Source organism: Acinetobacter lwoffii (genome assembly GCF_024129855.1).
GTDB classification, from domain to species: Bacteria; Pseudomonadota; Gammaproteobacteria; order Pseudomonadales; family Moraxellaceae; genus Acinetobacter; species Acinetobacter lwoffii_L.
This window is the reverse complement of sequence record NZ_JAMXXC010000004.1, coordinates 213,513-231,982: the sequence shown is the minus strand read 5'-3', so window position 1 is coordinate 231,982 and position 18,470 is coordinate 213,513. Positions and strand designations below refer to the sequence as shown.

The window sequence follows — 18,470 nt, the reverse complement described above, 5'->3', positions numbered from 1 at the left end:
TTTCTACCATCAATCAATGAAAATAATTTCGATCAATCAACCAGTAAAAATCCACACAAGTTGTTCTTCATAATCTCTTAATGATCTTCTTAAAACCTCGTCAGCTTTAAGCTCCAACCCAATCACTTAACGTTTCGTTTCATGCATTGCGTTGGTGTGCTGCGTATTCTATACAGTTTCAAAACGAGCGCAAGGGATTTTCTTTAAAATATTCAAAAAAACCATTCATGCGTTTATTTTTTAATCTGAAAGGCTATTTTTAACACTTTTTTTGCGCTTTTCTAGCTAATTCCACATGAAAATTTTAAGCAAATGTTAATTTTCTAGCCCTCATCTCATAAAAAAGATCACCTTTATAGTGATCTTTTTGATTCTTCATCAAAATATTTTAATTTGCCTGCTCAGCGAGCCAAGTCATAAATTTTTGACGCTCAGCTTTAGAAGCCTTCTGCCATAATTGAATCAGCTGCTGATCATTCTGTTCTGCTGACTGAGTATATATAGCTGCCGGTTGATTAACTGCTGTCGCAGCTTGAGTTGTCATATCCACTTTTTTAGTCAACACACGATTTCCAAACCATGGTTTCGCTGCATCTTTAGCGCCCGTCTGCTGGACTAAGAGCTGATTTTTTGCATCATATAGACCAATAATGGGCTGATCTTTATATTTTTGCGCTGCATCAAAATCTTTAGGCGCCTGAATGAGCGCTAAACGATAAGTTTCGCCATCTTTAAGGCTTGGTGTTTTTACCGTAACCACACCTGACTTTAAAATGTCATGTGAATTGTCTGAATGCTGGAAAAATTCGTTATAGCGTACGCTGATCGCATTTACACCTGCATCCAAGCTATAAGTCTGATTAGAACGTAATAGACCCGAGTTCACCTCTTGATCATTTACGGCAACAATTTTTATTTCTTCAGGTACTGTGACGGTCACTGCCGAAAAAACTGGTGTGCTAAACAGAAACACTGCTGCAGTTGCCGCAATACGTAAACCCATATCCTATACTCATTTTTGGTTGTTTATTAAAAATTAGCTGCACTATGCCGCGTCTAAATGACAATCTTATGACAAAAGCTGGAGCGATACAGCCTGTGTTCTTAGCATTTATTTGGCTAGACATATTACATCACATCTAAATACAACTCGAAGACATAAAAAAGAAGCATCAACGTGCTTCTTTTAAATCTACTTTTTAATCTAAAATTATTTATGCAAAGGTCTTAAAGCGCTCTGCATCATCCATAAAGGTTTTTTCCCCTGCAGGAGCTTCAATCGAACCAAATACCAGTTGAGCGCGAAGCTTCCAGTGAGATGGTATTTCGAAAGTTTGTGCAACTTCTTCATCAATAATTGGATTGTAGTGCTGCAATGAGGCACCGATATTTTTTTCTGCCAAAGCGGTCCAGGTTGCAAACTGTGCAATAGCGGAAGAATGCTCAGACCAGACCGGAAAGTTATCGGCATAGAGTGCGAACTGCTCCTGCATCGACTTCACCACATTCTGATCTTCATAAAACAGTGCGGTACCATAACCTGCAGCAAAAGCATTGATCTTGCTATTGGTTGATTCAAATGCATCAGCTGAAACCAGGTCACGTAAAGTTTCACGTACAATATGCCAGAATGTATCGTGTGATTGACCAAACAAAATCACGACACGCGAAGTTTGCGAGTTAAAAGATGACGGGCTGTGCTTCACCGCATCTTTAATGATTTTCTCAATTTCTGTCTGATCCAGATCTACATTTTTTCCAATTGAATAAATGCTACGGCGTTGTTTAATCTGATCTAAAAATGCCATGAACCCACCTCTTTATATTTTGATTATTTGAAAATCGATAAAGTTATATTACGTACTTTAAGCACCCAAGACAGGTGCATTTCGATAACAATGTGTTTTATTTATAGAACAATCAGATTTAGATCTGGGTAGCGTATTTGTATCTAATTTTATCCGCAGCTTCCATGCTGTCACATATAAAGTGTTCTATAAACTTTTAATTAAATACTTTGAAACGATGCTGATCCGGTTTTTGTAATTTTGCTTCTACTGTTTGTTCAATTGACCCAAAGCAAAGTTGTGCGCGTAATAACCAGTTCTTTTCAATCTGAAAATGCTCTGCGACCCTTTCATCAATCAGTGGATTATAATGTTGCAAGGATGCTCCCAAACCAGAATCTGCCAGCGTCATCCACACAGCAAATTGCGCCATACCGGAAGTTTGTTCCGACCACGCTGGAAAATCCTCACTATTTAATGGCATTTTCTTTTGCAATTGTTGAATCACGGCTTGATCTTCATAAAACAAAACCGTGCCATAGGCAGCAGCACATTGATTCAACTTGATTTCCATCCCTTCGTAAATATATGCCGGCATATGCTGACGCTGTACCTGTTTCACAATTTCCCAGAATTGATGATGAGAATCTGCGAATAACACCACAATGCGCGTAGTTTGAGAATCATAAGCCGAAGGACAACTCCGCACTGCTTCCTGAATGATTTCGCTAAGATAAGCCTGACTAGAATGTACCCGCTTACCGAGTTGATCGATACTACGGCGCTTTTTCAATTGATCGACAAAAGTCAATTCTAAATCATCATTCAGTTTATTTTTTCTTGAAAATTTAAAATCCTTGGTTATATCGCTTGTTAATACCTGACCAATCTTATTTAGCAATGCCATTTTCTACCCCACAAAAAACAAGCCAAATCAGCTTAGAGAATCCCCTACAATTATAAGGCCTTTATTAAGATAGGCAGATTTAGTGGTGGTTTTACTGTCGGTTTTTACAACACTCGAACTGGCTAAAAACAATAAACTCCGCACTTGGCGGAGTTTATGTGAAGCATTGCGCATTATTTATTTTTCAGTTTCAAATAATGCAGCAACAAAAGATTTGGCAGAGAATGGACGCAAGTCATCAATTTTTTCGCCCACACCAATAAAGCGAATCGGCACATGAGTACGACTGGCGATATTAAATAGGACACCGCCTTTGGCAGTACCATCAAGTTTGGTAATGGTCAGACCCGTCAAGCCTACCGCCTCATCAAACATCTCGACCTGATTAATGGCATTCTGGCCAGTACCGGCATCGACCACCAACATGACTTCATGCGGTGCAGTGGCATCAATTTTCTGCATCACACGTTTTACTTTGGTCAATTCCTGCATCAAATGACCTTTGTTATGCAAACGACCCGCTGTGTCTGCAATTAATACATCTACACCCTTGGCCCGAGCACTTTCAAAAGCATCGAAAATGACCGAAGCCGAGTCAGCACCATGACCTTGAGCCACGACTGCAATATTATTACGCTCACCCCAGATCTGTAGCTGTTCCGTTGCAGCTGCACGGAAAGTATCACCTGCTGCCAGCATAACAGTCTTGCCTTCACCTTGCAGACGTTTTGCCAACTTGCCAATGGTAGTCGTTTTACCGACACCATTCACACCAACCACCAGAATCACATAAGGCGATTTATTCGGATCAATGTGTAGCGGTTTTACTCGTGGTGCCAATAAAGCCACCAGTTCTTCCTGAAGCGCTTTATAGAGTGAATGTGAGTAGATCAAATCACCACGTGCCGTACGTTCAGTCAGGTTAGCGATAATGGTCTTGGTGGCTTCCACACCGATATCGGCCACCAGAAGCTGCTCTTCGACTTCTTCTAATAATTCATCATCAATTTCTTTACCACCGATCAGGATATTTACCATCCCATCGGCAAGGTTTTTACGGGTTTTGGTTAAACCCACTTTCATACGGCTAAAGAAGCCACCTTTCGCCGCAGAATCTTCATTTTCAGTTTCTGTTTCGACAGGTGCAGAAACTACAGCTGTTTCGCTTGGCGTTTCTACGATAGGCACATTGACCGCAGGTAAGCTCGGTAATGTGACATCATCATCTCCGATATCAGCATCAATCAAAAATTTGTTTTGCCCATTAGATTGCTGTTGCATGCCGAATCCTTGAAAAGCATTGCGTTAAAAACCCAGATTCTACCATAACTTGCCTGCTTTGCAGCTAGCAATGCAAATGCTGGACAAACATACCAAAAAGCTACAGCTCTCGGTTGCTTTCAAGCACGCATTTATTAAAAATAACTCTAAATACAAACGCCTATTTCAGGAGATCTAGTGTTCATCACCTTTTTGACTATCTCCTCTTTCTCGCAAATGATCAAACAGACGCTTTATCCACTCGGTGCAGCAGTCTTGCTTAGCCTGAGTTTTAACTCGGTTCAGGCACAAACCCGAAGCGAATTGTCACGGACTACTTTTGAAACCACTTTAAGTAACGGTTTAAAAGTCATTATTCGGGAAGACCATCGTGCGCCCATGGTAATGACACAAATCTGGTACAAAGTCGGCAGTAGTGATGAATCCGGAAATATTCTGGGGGTATCCCATGCACTTGAACATATGATGTTCAAAGGCACTCATAAAGTCCCAAATGATGAATTTACCCGTCTTAGCCGGATTTATGGCGGCAGTATCAATGCAGCCACCTTTACCAATTACACCAATTATTATCAGCTCTATCCTAAGGCTTATTTCCCTATGGCCTTGGAACTCGAGTCTGATCGTATGAGTAATTTACTGCTTCGACAGCAGGACTTCGAGCCAGAAATTAAAGTCGTCATGGAAGAACGGCGCCAGCGTACCGATGACAATCCGCGTGCGCAAGCCTTTGAACGGTTTAAATGGATCAGTTATCCGACCAGCCATTATCGCCAACCGGTGATTGGACACATGAAAACCCTGAATAATATTCAGTTGAATGATGTCAAAAAATGGTATCGGGACTGGTACAGTCCGAATAATGCCATTCTGGTGATTGTTGGAAATGTAGAATCTGAAGCTGCTTTGGCTCAGGTACAAAAATATTTTGCCGACATTCCCTCACGTCCAACACCAGCCCGCAATGACGTACTGGAATTTGAACGCTTAGGCTATCGGCATATGGAAATTAATAGCAGTGTTCAAGTGCCCAATCTGTACATGACCTGGAATGTAAAATCCCTCAGCACTGCAAAAAATCCCCAAGATGCGTATGCCTTGACCATTATTCGCAGTCTTTTGGACAGTGGCATTTCTTCGCGTCTGCAAGACCGTTTGGTACGTGAGCGTAAAATTCTGACCTCTGTCAGCGTTTCTTATGATCCCTATAATCGCGGTGACAGCCTGTTTGGTATTTCTGCCTTACCTGCGCCTGGCATCTCTTTGCAAGAAGCACAACAAGCAATTCAGGATGAAGTAGATTTACTTAAAACTACAGCGATGACCCAACAGGAAGTGGATCGTATTAGTACCCGCTTTATTTCCAATTTGATCTATAGCCAGGATGATATTGCCGGACAAGCCAAAATGATTGGAAATCTAGAGGTCAATGGCTTGAGTTATCGCCTGATGGATGAATTACCGAAACACTTTGAAAGTGTCAGCGTTCAGGATATCCAGCGTGTCGCAAACGCCTATTTTGTACGTGAAAATCTCAGCACGCTTTATCTCTCTCCTGAACAAAACACCCAGCAACGGGGATTATAATGCTTCAACTTCGTTCATTTTTGCTTATTTCAATTTTAAGTCTTAGCTCGGCTACCCATGCAGAAAACTATCTGGATCCCCAGCCTAACCAAAATGATAATCCGAGTCAGTTACAGTCTATCCCTTTGCTGCAAAGCTTAAAAAATATTAATCAGCAACGGGATTTTCAGGCGCCTTATATTCATGATCTAAACAATCGCTACAAAGTACGCACGCTGTTTGTTGAAACGCAAGATCTTCCCATGGTAGATATCCAGCTGACCTTTAATGCCGGTTCGGCCCGTGATCAGGAAATTGCCAAAGGCCTATATGGTCTATCCAATATGGCAGCCAAGTTGATGCGTGAAGGAACCGACAAATATAGCGCCAATCAGGTGGCGGAAGTTTTTGACCAAACCGGAGCACAATTCAGCGTACAAGCCTATCGGGATATGTTTGTGGTTCGTCTGCGTACGCTTTCAGACCCGGAAAAACTGGAACCCGCATTGGGCATGCTGATGGAGGTTCTCAAGAATGCATCATTTAAACCATCCAGCATTAATCTGGCTTTAAGCAATACCCAAGTGGGACAAAAACAGCTACAGGAAAATCCAAGCCGATTGATGGATATCCGGTTTTATCGTGCCCTTTATGGTCAACATCCTTATGCAGAACCAATCAGCGGCACCCAAGGCAGCACCAAGAAAATTAACGCAGAATTATTAAAAAAATTCCGTGATCAGTTTTTGGTGGCGCAAAATATGAATATTGCTATTACCGGTAAACTCAGCCCTAAACAGGCACTGGAACTGTCTGAACGAATTGCCGGCAATTTACCTCAAGGGCAAAAAGCAGAAGCATTGCCACAGCCTGAAATTCAATCTGGTTTTGAAGTGGTACATCTACCCTATAACTCGTCTCAGGCGCATGTCACCTTTGGGCATTTAGGCCCAACCCGCTTTACTGAAGATAAACTGGCTTTAGAAGTCGCCAATCGCATGTTTGGCGGTAGCGGATTTAATGCAGTATTGATGCAGGAACTACGGGTGAAACGTGGTTTTACTTATGGCGCTTATAGTTCATTGAGCTTTAGTCAGGCACCCGGCGTATTCAGCTTTAAGTATTCCACGCGTCAGGATCAACTGCTAGACAGCATTCAGGTCGCACATCAAGCATTTATCCACTTTGTCAGCCAACCTATTGATACTCAGCGTCTGGAAGAAACCAAAGCAGGCATGTTACGTGCTTTTCCTAATAATTACAGCAGTAATGCCACCATTAATGCCCAGCTAGGCAATATGGGTTTTTATAGTGAGCAAACTGATTATTTATCCAGTTATCCAGAACGCTTGGCTAAAATCACAGCAGCAGATGTACAAAATGCAGTGCGCAAGCATTTTCATCCTGATCACTTAACCCTAGTCGTCGTCAACAAAGAACTGGATCAAAATGCCTTGAAAATGCGTTTGGAGCGAAATTTAATGGATGCCAATTATTACTTACCAACAAACCCTATGCCTAAGGCATCTCCACAGAGACCGGCGGAAGCTGACGTGCCCGAAGTGATTCCTGCTGATAAGCCTGCATCAATTTAAGATATTGCCCACGACGGATATGCTGCTGCTCTAATAAAGCGAGTGCCATATCCTGAGTTTGGGGAAGGTTTTGCTGTTTAGACAGTTGCTGAATCTGGGTGACTTGAGCAATGCTCAACGGACGATATAGAGCAAATGCGGCTAAAAGTAGAATGATCGCAATAATAAAAATAACCACACTGTTATAAATCTGTTCCAGTTTGATTCTGCTGAAAAATTGGCTTAGTTTTTCTGTATCTATAGACATACACTACCTCAGGTTAGAGGTAGTGTATGGTCGCAGTTACATAAGTTCAAGTCAGCGCACTGAATATTCATAAGAGCTGAATCCTGCTATTTTGAGCATTAATTCATGATTCTGGTAATAATTGTTGAATACAGTACCAATGCAACAACAAGCAATACCAGTGCAATTGCAAATTTACTTAAGCCGGCTTCTGCTTCAGGCGGATGTAAGCGATCCTCATCTGCAATTCGGACCAGCTCACCATTATAGAGTTTATAAAACTGCTCACGCTGGTTTTCATCCAGCGCACGAGTAAAATCATATACTTCTTTACGTTGTGCCAGCCCATAATCGCCTAGATGGGTATGTTTACTGAATATAGCTTGATCGAGTTTTTTACGATGCAAATCGGCAAGTTCCATAATTTGACCTGCAGTCGGAGGCATATCAAATTTCACACCATCTAAAGTTCTTGTCATCATGGCCTTCTCCTTATTGTTTGCTATCCATTTACAATGTAGCTTAATAATATTTATAGTTGTGTATAGTTTAATCAGTTAAACTATAACTGAAGTAAACAAATAAAATCGAATAGTTGACTTTTCCATTATTTTGTAATATTAGTTTAACAATACTAATTTATATTTGTATTTAGACTAAATAGTCTATCCTGTAATCATAATTAAAATTAAGGAGTTTTTATATGATACAACAACTCTCTCAACACGATCTGGAACATCTGTACGCAGATGCCGTGAATACCATTCAATCGCAAATGAACTTTGCTGATGCAGTAAAACAGCTTGAAGAAGCCGCTCGTGCAGGCCATGGTAAAGCAGCGCTCTTTTTAGCAGAACTTTATTATCAAGGTTTCCGTGTAGAACGAGATTCACTCAAAGCCCAGTACTGGCAAAACATGGCCACCATGCAAGCATAAAGAAACGTCACCTAGGTGGCGTTTTTTTCAGCCCTTTTTTCAATAAATAGCAATCAATACATATTTTCTTACGAATCCTTGCAAAGCTGAAACAGTAATTTCATATAAAGTTCCTAGAATAGAGCCTGAACTCCAATAGCACTTTATTCTAATGAAACCACGAAAAATTATTCAATTTGATCCGATCTGCAAAAACTTTCTGTTAAAGATCACGATGCTTAAATCTTTGATGAATTGTGGCGAGCTATGGGGCGCATATCACCAAGGCTGGGCGATGATGCGTGACCAGGAAGACTGCATCTTCCCATTCTGGCTCAATCCGCTGGATGCCAAAAATTATGCCCAGCAGCATTGGCCGGATTACATCCCACGTAAAATCAATTCTGAAGATTTTGAAAATGCATTATTGCCGACCCTGTCGCGACTGAACGTTACCCCGGCCCTGTTCAATACCAATGGAACAAAACTCAAACTGACTGCTGTACAAATGCGTCATCTGTTTTTTTCGCAACAAAGACTGCACATTGTTTAAATAACATGCTATTTATAAAGACTAAAACCTAAACACTTAGAGATGTTCAGGTTGAATACATACTCTAGGATTAATAATAAATTAACCAATAAGGATGATTAAGCATGACCAATGTGGCACAGGTGCTCAGTGAAAAAATGCATCAAGCTATTTATACCATCCGTCCAGATTCTACTGTTTTAGAAGCCATCACCTTGATGGCGGATAAAGGAATCGGGGCGCTTGTGGTAACCCATGAAGACAACGTGGTGGGGATTTTGTCAGAGCGGGATTACACCCGTAAGATCGCCCTGATGCAAAGAACCTCATTCGACACCACTGTTAATGAGATCATGACCGCTAAAGTGATTACCGTAAATACAGCTACTAGCGTAGAAGACTGTTTATCTCTGATGACTGAACGCCACCTACGCCACTTACCCGTAGTCGAACATGAAAAACTGATCGGTCTGATTTCAATTGGGGATTTGGTCAAAGCGGCCATGGATGACCAACGCAAATTAATTGAACAGTTACAGCAATATATCTCAGGTTAAAATACTGTTTAGCTTTCTCTAAGGTATTTGAAGATCACTTAAGTGAAACCAAGATAAAGATTTATATGTAATGCATAAAAAATCCCGGTATGTGTACCGGGATTTTTTATATGAACATTCTGAATAAAATCAGTTTAGACCTAATTTTTCTGCGACGTAATCTGAGTCTTTATCACCACGACCCGATAAGTTCACTACAATCTTGGTATCTTTTGGCAGTTTCCCTGCTTCACGAATGGCCCAAGCCACCGCATGCGAACTTTCTAATGCAGGTACAATGCCTTCTACGCGTGACAGTGTCATGAATGCATCCAGACATTCCTGATCGGTCGCAGTCGTGTACTCTACCCGGCCCAGATCTTTTAACAGACTGTGCTGCGGGCCTACTCCTGGATAGTCCAGACCAGAAGCAATTGAATGCACTGGTAAAGGTTCGCCTTGTTCATCTTCTAGCACATAACAGGCCATCCCGTGTAACTGGCTCGGCTTACCCAAAGTTAATGTTGCTGAGTGCTTGTCAGTATCCAGACCATGACCTGCAGGCTCAACGCCTACCAGTTTCACATCTGGTTCATTTAAAAATGCAGTGAATGCGCCAACTGCATTGGAACCCCCACCGACACAGGCAACAACATAGTCAGGATTTGCACCAAAACGCTCATTGGCCTGAACTTTAATCTCATCACCAATAATCGACTGGAAATCACGTACCATCATCGGGAATGGGTGCGGCCCGACTACCGAACCAATGGCATAGATGTAGTTTTTCGGGTCTTTTAAATATTCTTCAAAAGCACTGTCGACTGCATCTTTGAGTGTGGCTGTACCGCGAGTCACAGAAATCAGCTTGGCACCCAGAATTTTCATCTTGACGACGTTTGGATGCTCTTTTTCAATATCCACTTGCCCCATATGAATTTCACATGGGATACCCACCAAGGCACATGCAGTTGCCAAAGCAACACCATGCTGGCCGGCACCGGTTTCTGCAATGACTTTGGTCTTGCCCATATATTTCGCAAGTAAAGCTTCACCCAGACAATGATTGATCTTGTGCGCCCCGGTATGGTTCAGATCTTCACGTTTCAGATAAATCTGCGCCCCGCCAAGCTGTTCAGAAAGACGTTTGGCATGAAATAAAGGACTTGGGCGACCGACATAATGGGCAAACAGATCTTTCAATTCATTCTGAAACTCTTCAGTCTGACGAATTTCCTGATAGGCCACATTAATATCATCCATGGCCTGTTTCAGATCGGGTGGAATAAACTGACCGCCATACTGACCAAAAAAACCCTCTTCATTCGGTAACGCAATACCATTAATTTGATGAGCCATAATCATGCCTGAAATTTTAAATAAGAGATAATGAGTTACTTTATACTAGAATAATTTGTTTTAAAGCACTAATAACTATAGCTAAAGTCACTTATAGATAAATGGAATTAACGCGCCAGATATTTGGTCATGTCTTCAATGCCTTTCAGCGTCATTGGAAACATATGATTTTCAAATATCTGCTGGATCAGACCAATGGTATGGGTGTAATGCCAGTATTTTTCTTCTTCCGGATTCAGCCAAGCAGTTTTATCAAAATGCTGACGCAGACGCTGTAACCAGACCTGTCCAGCTTCATCATTCATATATTCAACCGAACCACCGACAGAATTCAGCTCATACGGCGCCATACTGGCATCTCCGACCACAATCACGCGGTAATCACGGCCATAGGTATTGAACAAATCCCAGGTATTGATGCGTGAACTGGAACGACGGATATTGTCTTTCCAGACATAGTCATAGAGACAGTTATGGAAATAGAAATATTCCAGGGTCTTGAATTCGGTTTTCGCCGCACTGAACAGCTTTTCACACTGGGCAATATGCGCATCCATCGAACCACCGACATCGAACAGCATTAAAACTTTAATACGGTTACGACGCTCGGGCACCAGTTGCACATCCAGAATGCCCTGCTTGGCCGTTTCACGAATCGTACCATCAATATCCAGCTCTTCGGCTGCACCCTGACGGGCAAACTTACGCAAACGGCGCAATGCCATCTGCATCTGACGGCTACCCAAAATCTGTTCATCATCCAGATTGCGGTATTGACGCTGCTCCCAGACTTTCACCGCAGAACGCTTACGCCCCGGCCCGCCAATACGCACACCTTCGGGATGATCGCCATAGGCACCAAAGGGTGAAGTGCCACCGGTACCAACCATCTTGTTACCGCCCTGATGTTTTTTATGCTGTTCGCGCAGACGCTCTTCCAGCATTTTCATCAGTTCTTCCAGCGATCCGGCCTTTTTCAGCTCTTCGCGCTGCTCCGGGGTCAGATGCTTCTCGAGCAATTCGAGATCGAACCAGTCTTTGGGCAGCTTATGCACCTGATTTAGCAAGTCATCCAGATCAAAGGTCGCGATATCATCAAAATAGTCTTTCATGGCGCGATCGAACTTGTCGAAATAGCGCTCGTCTTTGACCATTACAGTTTTGGCCAGCTGATAGAACTCGTCCTGATCGGCAAAAACCAGACCTGCAGCAACCGCCTGATTCAGGTCAATCAATTCGCGGGTCGATACCGGTACGCCGTATTTACGTAAGGTATAAAACAGTCGCACAAACATGCGTGTTTCTCCCTTAACGACGTGACATAAAGGCTAGACGTTCAAGCAACTGCACATCTTGCTCATTTTTAATCAAGGCGCCGTATAGAGGTGGAATTGCTTTGGATTTATCAGTATTGCGCAGAATATCTTCCGGCATATCATCTGCCATGAGCAGGCTGAGCCAGTCGATCAGTTCAGAAGTTGAAGGTGGTTTTTTTAAACCCGGAATCTGACGTAATTTAAAGAAGACTTGCAAAGCCTCATTGACCAATGTGGTCGAGATATTGGCAAAATGCACATCGATGATTTCACGCATGGTGGCTTCATCCGGGAATTCGATGTAATGGAAGAAGCAACGACGCAGGAAAGCATCTGGCAATTCTTTTTCATTATTTGAGGTAATGATCACGATTGGGCGCTGAGTTGCCGTAATGGTCTCGCCTGTCTCGTACACATAGAACGACATTTTATCGAGTTCATGCAGCAAGTCATTTGGAAACTCGATGTCTGCCTTGTCAATTTCATCAATCAGCAGAACACAGCGCTCTTCACTGGTAAATGCTTCCCACAATTTGCCCGGCTTGATGTAGTTCTTGATGTCATAGACACGGTCATCACCCAACTGACTATCGCGCAAGCGGGATACGGCATCGTATTCATACAGGCCTTGTTGTGCTTTGGTAGTGGACTTGATGTGCCAGGTGATCAGCTTCAAACCCAGACTTTCTGCGACTTGCTCGGCCAGCAAAGTCTTACCTGTACCCGGCTCACCTTTGACCAGCAACGGTTTTTGCAAACTGCGTGCAGCTTTCACCGCAAGTTTTAAACTGTCAGTCGCGATGTACTGATCGGTACCTGAAAATTGTTGAATATCAGCAGACATGATTGAACCTTATTTTTTACTTACAGCGGTGAACTTTTCTCGTGAACACGAATATTGCTTTTGTTCGACACATAGGTCGACCAGCAATAGCCAATCACAGATCCAATCCCAATGACAAATAAAATAAGTGACGCATTAATCCAAACCAGGGATTGCTCTTTGGTCAGCATCCCAAATAACAGACCGAAAATCGCAGGTGCAATGGACGCATTCGACCCCTCAGATACCGTCGGTGTTAGCAGAATGGCAAACGCCACAATCCACAAAAAACCGCCCGCAGGTTTAGGCAGGTGCTTGGTTACGCCATACCAGCACCATAAAGCAATCAGGCTGCCGAGCAGATAAACTGCTACGGCAATGCTCTGTTCAGGAATTGAGTCTAATACAGCCACATAACCATTCATTTCACAACTCCTGAATTAACATTAAGCGCCACGCAAACCTTCTGGTGCCACAGCGTTTGGATCAATCAAGCCTTCTGGCGGCATTTGCAGGAAGAAACCGCGAGTAGTAATGGAATCCATGACATGCAAGACATTGGCACGTGCCAGTTTACGTGATTCGCTTAACTCCAGATGCATGACAAAAGTCGCACGTCCAAATGCTGCCTGTACTGCTTCAGTTAATACACTTAAAGGCTCGAATGTTTCAGCTTCGCTTTCATTCACAGGACGCGCCACATACAGATACATTTCACTTTTTTTGCTGGATTTGTAGATAGACACTTGCATATTTCAAACGACTTTTCTGAAAAAACAACCGCAAGGATACATCAAAAAAAAGACAGAAACATTAGTCACGTCTCATGCATCAGTCGTGATTTTGTATAATTGCTTTTTCTTTAATCAATCCCGCAACCAATCATTCGCTGACTTTCATCTGAGTAGACAGATAAGATTCATCCTGATGCAATACCTGAATCAATGGCTGAGTTAATAACTCATAGCGCCAGCCGAGCAGAAAATCCGGCAGATCCTGCTCGTCCTTATGAAAGACCACGTGCTGATACAAGGCATTCAGCCATTTCTTACGCATCAGGACTTCTTTCGGAATTGAGGTTTCATTGACGACATTCTGAATAATTGAATCAATTTTTTCGCCAATATCTTTGGAAGAATGGCGAATTGGACGTGCCAGACGTAAAGGCCAGTTTGCCGGCTCCGGCAGGAATTTCAATAAATCTAAAATGGTTTTGCCATGCTCACGAACCACATTCGAACGAATGTCTTTCACATGACTCAGCTGGAAATTATTGCGCGGGAATTTTTCCACCAGATCAATCATGCTGGCATTTTTTAAAATAAAACTGCGTGGCTGATTTAGTGCTTTGGCAATCTGATCACGCCAAACCATTAATTGCTGCAATTGCATCAGCTGACGGCGTGAATGCCGGTAATTGCCGACATCCTGATACAACAAGGCAGTTGGGGTATCTTCGCCAATTTCCTGAGTCAGAAAACGGCAATCTTGCAAGGCAAAATCCAGCAGATCTTTCGACTCCAGATCCCGTTTGATTTTCTCTGACAGTTGCACCAGATAATGCACATCATTGGCAGCATAGAGCAACTGTTCGGAACTGAGTGGACGCGCCAGCCAGTCAGAACGGGTCTGGTCTTTTTCGATATCGACTTCCAGCATCTGCTTCAGCGCATTTTGATAGCTGACTTGCAGACCATGCCCCAAAAATGACATGCCGACCTGGGTATCAAACACATTACTCAGCGATTTCTTCTGGGTATAGTGATAAATCAGATCGATATCTTCACTACAGGCATGAAAAATATTCTGCTGTGCGTTAAAAATTTTATTAAGGAACTCAGTCAGATCCAGCGTGGTTCCATCCAACAAATAGACCTTGTTGTCTACGTTAATCTGAAAAACACCCAGCTTAGGCCATAAGGTATCAACCTTGATAAACTCGGTATCCAGTCCATACACTGAATTCTGTTCCATCAGCTTCAGTACATGAGTTAAGTCGTTTTGATGTTGAATAAATTGAAACATAGAACTGAGTCTAAGATTAGATTCTCGATAGATCCATATTAACTGATCTATAGAATTTTTGTATAAAAAATAACGTCAATTCTGCCCTATTTCCTAAAAAATGGCGCTTACTTATCAGGATTTATATTCTAATTAATATCTTTTTTATATTAAAACTAACAAGATATTTAAGCTTAGCTTACTTCATGCGCATCCGGTTATGTACTGCCTGACTCAAGGTATGACTGTCGACATATTCCAGCTCACCACCTTGTGGTACGCCCTGGGCAATTCGGGTCATCTGGATCGGCAAATGCTTACTGGCCTCAACCAGATAATGCGCCGTAGCCTGACCTTCTACCGTGGCATTGGTCGCCAGAATCACTTCTTTCACCTGACCATTGGCCAAACGGTGCAATAAGTACGGAATACCGATTTCTTCTGGTCCAATACCATCCAGTGGCGATAAATGTCCACCCAATACATGATATTTACCTCTAAAGCTGCCACTTTGCTCAATCGCCATGACATCTGCAGGTGATTCCACTACACAGAGCAGTTCATCATCACGATCCAGCGAACTGCAAATATTGCAGACTTCATCTTCGGTCAGAGAATGGCAGACGGAACATTCATGAATGTGATTGGTGGCTTCAGTCAGCGCATGTGCCAGACCAATAGCACCTTCACGATTTTTCATGATCATATGCAATGCCATACGTTGAGCCGATTTCGGCCCAACGCTTGGCAAAATGCGTAATGCTTGAACGAGTTGATCAAAACGATCACTAAACATTGCGCATTCGTCCTTAGAACATACCTGCAAGACCAGGCGGTAAACCCATGCCTGAGTTCGCTGCTTTCATTCTTTCGTCAGATACCACTTCTGCCTGACGTGCTGCATCATTCATTGCCGCTGCAATCAGGTCTTCGATCATATCTGGATCATCCTGAAGTAATTCAGGATTGATTTCGATACGCTTCACCACGTTACGGCAAGTCATGGTCACTTTCACCAGACCGCCCCCCGCCTCGGCATGCACTTCAGTTTGCGCAAGCTCTTCTTTGGCTTTTTTTACGTTGTTTTCAACTTCTTTCTGCATGCGCTGAGCTTGCTGCATCAACATGTTAATGTTCATAAATATCTCCGAACATAAATTTATAAAATTAAATCAGGTCTAAACCGCGACGAATATCCTGGATAATATCACCAATCTCTTCCAAACCAACAGATACGCGAATCAAACCTTCGCGAATACCGGCAGCTTCTTTGGCTTCAGGCGATAATTTACCATGTGTCGTGGTTGCCGGATGGGTGATGGTCGATTTCACATCGCCCAAATTACCGGTAATCGAGATAAACTGGGTATTGTCGATGACAGTCCATGCTTCCTCACGGCCACCTTTGACTTCAAAAGACACAATACCGCCAAAACCGCTCTGCTGTTTGGCTGCCAGTTCATGACCGACATGTTCAGGCAAGCCCGCATAATATACTTTTTCCACTTTTGGATGCTGGTTCAAAAATTCAGCCAGTTGCTGAGCACTTGCCGAATGTTCACGCATACGTAAACGTAGTGTTTCCAAGCCTTTCAGGAAAACCCAGGCATTGAATGGGCTCATTGATGGGCCGGTAGTACGCACATAACCGAAGATTTCTTCTAGTAACTTGTGATTACCAACAACAGCACCACCTAGCGCACGGCCTTGGCCATCCAGATATTTAGTCGCAGAATACACCACCAGGTCTGCACCAAATTTGAGTGGTTGTTGTAACACCGGTGTACAGAAGCTGTTATCAATCGCCAGCAAGGCATCATTGGCATGCGCAATATCAGCGAGTCCCTGTATATCGGCTACTTCCGCTAAAGGATTCGATGGAGATTCAACAAAGAGAATTTTTGTTTCAGGCTTGATGGCATTTTTCCATGCATCAAGATCGGTCAAATCAACGAAATCAACGCTGACGCCAAATTTTGCGACATATTTTTCAAACATGGAAACCGTAGAGCCGAAGACAGCACGTGAACAGATCACATGATCACCCGCTTTTAAAAAAGCCATCATCACTGCCATAATGGCTGCCATACCCGAACTGGTGGCGACGGCGCGCTCTGCACCTTCAAGTGCAGCTAGACGCTTTTCAAACATGGCAACGGTCGGATTGGTAAAGCGAGAATAGATATTGCCCGGTTCCTGGCCTGAGAATTTAGCTGCGGCTTCTGTAGCATTTTCATACACAAAAGACGATGTTAGAAAAATCGGTTCGCCATGCTCACCTTCAAAAGTGCGGGTATGACCGGTACGAATGGCTAAAGTTTCTAATTGGTAAGAAATATCGTCTTGCTGGCTCATCGCTTTACCTCAGCCCTCAGGCTGCCTTTTGTAAAAATTTGCCAACATTTTGAGCGCCTAAGCTATTTCAGGTCAAGGCATAATAAGCGATTATTGCTTAGACTTCGATCAATCCTCCCGCGGATACGGATATTTTATTTACATGATTCAGTTAAAACAAAACTTTCAGCGCCAGCAAAAAAAATTGAAACACCTCAGCACCCGGGTGTTTAATGCCTCCTCACTGATCCTGTCGCAAAAAACCCCTTTTGAATATATTGCCGGCACCGAGTTTTGCAAGATTCGTTATTACGCTTCACCTGAGAAAAAATATAAGGAGCCTCTGGTTTTCATCGCACCGTTAGCCATTAATATGGATATCTATGATCTGTATCCTTATCGCTCTCTGGTCAAGCATTTTCAGCATAGCGGTTTTGATGTCTATCTGGTGGAATGGAAACGTTTTAACTTTAAACATCGCCACCTGAACTTTTTATCTTTTATTGATGCAGCCATTCCTCAATCCATTGAAACCATCTGCAAGCATTCGGGCAGTCAGTTCATTTCCCTGCATGGCTGGAGTATGGCTGGCGTGTTTGTCACGCTCTATACCGCCCTGCATTCGCCTGAACATGTCAAGAATCTGATCGTGGTGGGCAGTCCTATCGACAGTTATGCGTCAGGACGTGTCGGCAAACTTTTTTCTACGACAAACAAACTAATTTCTAAAAACAAAAATCTGCAACAAGCCATTCATCAAGGACTGATTCCAAAGCAATATATTCATACGCCGGGTATTGTAAATGCCTTGGGCTTTAAATTACTCGATCCGATTGGCTGGCTCAAAAGCCAGAAACAGTTTCTGTTAAATCTAGATCATGTCGAAGATGTCTATGAACACGCCACCATGGGAAATTTCCTGAACAAGATGATTGATTATCCAGGTGGGATTAATCAGGACATGGTGCTGCATTTATGGCTGCAAAATCCTTTAAAACAGGGTTCTATCACTTTGGATGGCCGTGTCGTTGATCTTAAAAATATCAGCTGCTCCCTGTTGGTAGGTGCAGGTCAAACCGATCAGATTGTCACAGAACAGTCAGCTAAGCCTTTGATGGAATTGACAAGTAGCCAAGATAAGACGTTTACTCTTATACCGGGTGGTCATCTTGGACTAATGTCGAACCAGAAAACGGCAAATACATTCTGGCCCAAAATGACGACCTGGCTGGTGCAGCGCTCTACACGTCTTGATGTTTAGTGTAGATTCCCCGCACCAGAAAAAAAT

General features: G+C 42.9%; 21 protein-coding genes. 6 read left to right on the top strand and 15 right to left on the bottom strand.

Annotated features, from left to right (window positions below):
• Positions 1-388: 388 nt before the first annotated feature.
• From NI465_RS06060 to ftsY, 4 genes are all read right to left on the bottom strand, one after another.
• Complete coding sequence (locus tag NI465_RS06060) at positions 389-1,003, bottom strand: DUF2057 family protein (protein WP_253144633.1); 615 nt, start codon at positions 1,001-1,003, stop codon at positions 389-391.
• Between the two features lie 211 nt (positions 1,004-1,214).
• Complete coding sequence (locus NI465_RS06055) at positions 1,215-1,808, bottom strand: nitroreductase family protein (RefSeq protein WP_121980000.1); 594 nt, start codon at positions 1,806-1,808, stop codon at positions 1,215-1,217.
• 196 nt (positions 1,809-2,004) lie between these two features.
• Positions 2,005-2,694: a nitroreductase family protein gene (locus tag NI465_RS06050; RefSeq protein ID WP_253144631.1), complete on the bottom strand. Its 690-nt coding sequence runs from the start codon at positions 2,692-2,694 to the stop codon at positions 2,005-2,007.
• A gap of 177 nt (positions 2,695-2,871) precedes the next feature.
• Positions 2,872-3,975 carry a signal recognition particle-docking protein FtsY gene (ftsY, locus tag NI465_RS06045; protein ID WP_004278679.1) on the bottom strand — a complete coding sequence of 368 codons (1,104 nt, stop codon included), beginning with the start codon at positions 3,973-3,975 and terminating at the stop codon, positions 2,872-2,874.
• Between the two features lie 177 nt (positions 3,976-4,152).
• Between ftsY and NI465_RS06040 the strand changes: the two genes are divergently transcribed.
• Both NI465_RS06040 and NI465_RS06035 read left to right on the top strand, forming a co-directional pair.
• Positions 4,153-5,562, top strand: coding sequence for a M16 family metallopeptidase (locus tag NI465_RS06040; protein WP_253144628.1), 1,410 nt, complete (start codon positions 4,153-4,155; stop codon positions 5,560-5,562).
• Entirely contained in the window at positions 5,562-7,136 is a 1,575-nt protein-coding gene (locus NI465_RS06035; protein WP_044108949.1) for a M16 family metallopeptidase, read from the top strand. Before NI465_RS06040 ends, NI465_RS06035 begins: the two co-directional genes overlap by 1 nt.
• Here NI465_RS06035 and NI465_RS06030 read toward each other — a convergent pair.
• Positions 7,060-7,383 carry a hypothetical protein gene (locus tag NI465_RS06030; RefSeq protein WP_004645254.1) on the bottom strand — a complete coding sequence of 108 codons (324 nt, stop codon included), beginning with the start codon at positions 7,381-7,383 and terminating at the stop codon, positions 7,060-7,062. The two genes, NI465_RS06035 and NI465_RS06030, sit on opposite strands and share 77 nt — an antisense overlap.
• Positions 7,384-7,481: 98 nt before the next feature.
• Complete coding sequence (locus NI465_RS06025; protein WP_034436454.1) at positions 7,482-7,841, bottom strand: hypothetical protein; 360 nt, start codon at positions 7,839-7,841, stop codon at positions 7,482-7,484.
• 224 nt (positions 7,842-8,065) lie between these two features.
• On the opposite strand from NI465_RS06025, the gene NI465_RS06020 reads away from it, so the two are divergent.
• From NI465_RS06020 to NI465_RS06010, 3 genes are all read left to right on the top strand, one after another.
• Positions 8,066-8,299 carry an SEL1-like repeat protein gene (locus NI465_RS06020; protein WP_004278686.1) on the top strand — a complete coding sequence of 78 codons (234 nt, stop codon included), beginning with the start codon at positions 8,066-8,068 and terminating at the stop codon, positions 8,297-8,299.
• Between the two features lie 151 nt (positions 8,300-8,450).
• On the top strand, positions 8,451-8,831 hold the full coding sequence (locus NI465_RS06015; RefSeq protein ID WP_253144625.1) for a DUF2750 domain-containing protein: 381 nt from the start codon (positions 8,451-8,453) through the stop codon (positions 8,829-8,831).
• Between the two features lie 104 nt (positions 8,832-8,935).
• The gene (locus tag NI465_RS06010) at positions 8,936-9,367 is read left to right on the top strand and encodes a CBS domain-containing protein (RefSeq protein ID WP_253144622.1); all 432 of its coding nucleotides are present in this window, start codon (positions 8,936-8,938) and stop codon (positions 9,365-9,367) included.
• Positions 9,368-9,496: 129 nt separating this feature from the next.
• On the opposite strand, the gene trpB is transcribed toward NI465_RS06010, so the two are convergent.
• From trpB to NI465_RS05965, 9 genes are all read right to left on the bottom strand, one after another.
• The gene (gene trpB, locus NI465_RS06005) at positions 9,497-10,705 is read right to left on the bottom strand and encodes a tryptophan synthase subunit beta (protein WP_004278689.1); all 1,209 of its coding nucleotides are present in this window, start codon (positions 10,703-10,705) and stop codon (positions 9,497-9,499) included.
• A 107-nt stretch (positions 10,706-10,812) separates the two neighbouring features.
• Complete coding sequence (locus NI465_RS06000) at positions 10,813-12,000, bottom strand: vWA domain-containing protein (protein ID WP_253144620.1); 1,188 nt, start codon at positions 11,998-12,000, stop codon at positions 10,813-10,815.
• A gap of 13 nt (positions 12,001-12,013) precedes the next feature.
• Entirely contained in the window at positions 12,014-12,865 is an 852-nt protein-coding gene (locus tag NI465_RS05995) for an AAA family ATPase (protein WP_004278691.1), read from the bottom strand.
• Between the two features lie 20 nt (positions 12,866-12,885).
• Positions 12,886-13,269, bottom strand: coding sequence for a hypothetical protein (locus NI465_RS05990; RefSeq protein ID WP_253144617.1), 384 nt, complete (start codon positions 13,267-13,269; stop codon positions 12,886-12,888).
• A 21-nt stretch (positions 13,270-13,290) separates the two neighbouring features.
• A complete protein-coding gene (locus tag NI465_RS05985) occupies positions 13,291-13,596 on the bottom strand; it encodes a YcgL domain-containing protein (protein WP_253144615.1) in 306 nt (101 codons plus the stop codon).
• Between the two features lie 130 nt (positions 13,597-13,726).
• Positions 13,727-14,869: a ribonuclease D gene (locus NI465_RS05980; protein WP_253144612.1), complete on the bottom strand. Its 1,143-nt coding sequence runs from the start codon at positions 14,867-14,869 to the stop codon at positions 13,727-13,729.
• A 178-nt stretch (positions 14,870-15,047) separates the two neighbouring features.
• Positions 15,048-15,644: a recombination mediator RecR gene (recR, locus tag NI465_RS05975; protein ID WP_005100074.1), complete on the bottom strand. Its 597-nt coding sequence runs from the start codon at positions 15,642-15,644 to the stop codon at positions 15,048-15,050.
• 13 nt (positions 15,645-15,657) lie between these two features.
• Positions 15,658-15,987, bottom strand: a complete 330-nt coding sequence (locus tag NI465_RS05970; protein ID WP_004278699.1) for a YbaB/EbfC family nucleoid-associated protein — start codon at positions 15,985-15,987, stop codon at positions 15,658-15,660.
• A gap of 28 nt (positions 15,988-16,015) precedes the next feature.
• Positions 16,016-17,203: an O-succinylhomoserine sulfhydrylase gene (locus NI465_RS05965; RefSeq protein ID WP_253144610.1), complete on the bottom strand. Its 1,188-nt coding sequence runs from the start codon at positions 17,201-17,203 to the stop codon at positions 16,016-16,018.
• Between the two features lie 142 nt (positions 17,204-17,345).
• Here NI465_RS05965 and NI465_RS05960 point away from each other — a divergent pair, with 142 nt between their 5' ends.
• Positions 17,346-18,443: an alpha/beta fold hydrolase gene (locus NI465_RS05960; RefSeq protein WP_005252044.1), complete on the top strand. Its 1,098-nt coding sequence runs from the start codon at positions 17,346-17,348 to the stop codon at positions 18,441-18,443.
• Positions 18,444-18,470: the final 27 nt, after the last annotated feature.